Here is an 859-nt window from a genome sequence, read left to right as displayed (position 1 = left end):
GGGATGAACATGAATGCCATCTGCGATCAATTCCGCCAAGACATTGTGATATAACACGGCACCACAACATCCTGGCTCGCGATGATGAAGCCCCGTCATACCGTTATACAAGTGCACACCACAATCTGCGCCATGTAAAAATGCAGCTGATGCTTGTTCATAAGTTGCCGCTGTATGCGCCACACTAGGCTTAATACCTCGATTGACCAACCAATCAATCGCTTCCATCGAACCTTGAGCTTCTGGCGCAACAGCAACACGCAATAGTGTGTCACCCGCACTTTCAAGCAGTGTTTCTAGCTCTGATATTGTGGGTGCTTTTAGATATTTCACCGGATGCGAACCTCTATGACGTTCGGTAAAATAAGGCCCTTCTAAAAAACTCCCAAGCAACAACGCACCGGATGTTTGTGGCTTTGATAAGAACTCACGTACTTGTGATAATGCGAGGCGAATATCATCTATAGGCGCAGTCACCGTTGTACCTACCCATGCAACAACGCCCGTCTTCACTAAAGCATCCGCAATGGTTTGTAACCCTTGCTGAGTCGCATCCATTACATCAGCACCTTCACGTCCATGAATATGAATATCCACAAATCCAGGCAATAACGATCGCCCTTTTAGGCGAATAATGGGGCAATCTATTGGCGCTTGTGTGGTAATTGATTCAATAACATCGCCTTTAATATGGACATAGCAAAGATAACGAATACCTTCTGGTGTAAAGGTTCTATCTGCTAAAATGGCATATCGCTGACTCATAAACCGTCTTCTTCTTCAACATCATTACTGTCTATTTGCGCCAGCTGCTCACGAATATCTTGGATACTTTCTTGACCTATTTCGCGCAACGTTT

General features: G+C 45.1%; 1 protein-coding gene. It reads right to left on the bottom strand.

The genetic code is table 11. The annotated features are described in order from the left end of the window. On the bottom strand, window positions 1-765 hold a 765-nt coding region (locus BHE89_RS18890), incomplete at its 3' end, for an N-acetylglucosamine-6-phosphate deacetylase (protein WP_128860724.1). Window positions 766-859: the final 94 nt, after the last annotated feature.

Source organism: Shigella sp. FC1967, assembly GCF_001743005.1.
In the GTDB taxonomy this organism is placed as follows: domain Bacteria; phylum Pseudomonadota; class Gammaproteobacteria; order Enterobacterales; family Enterobacteriaceae; genus Proteus.
This window is presented reverse-complemented; position numbering and strand designations above follow the sequence as displayed.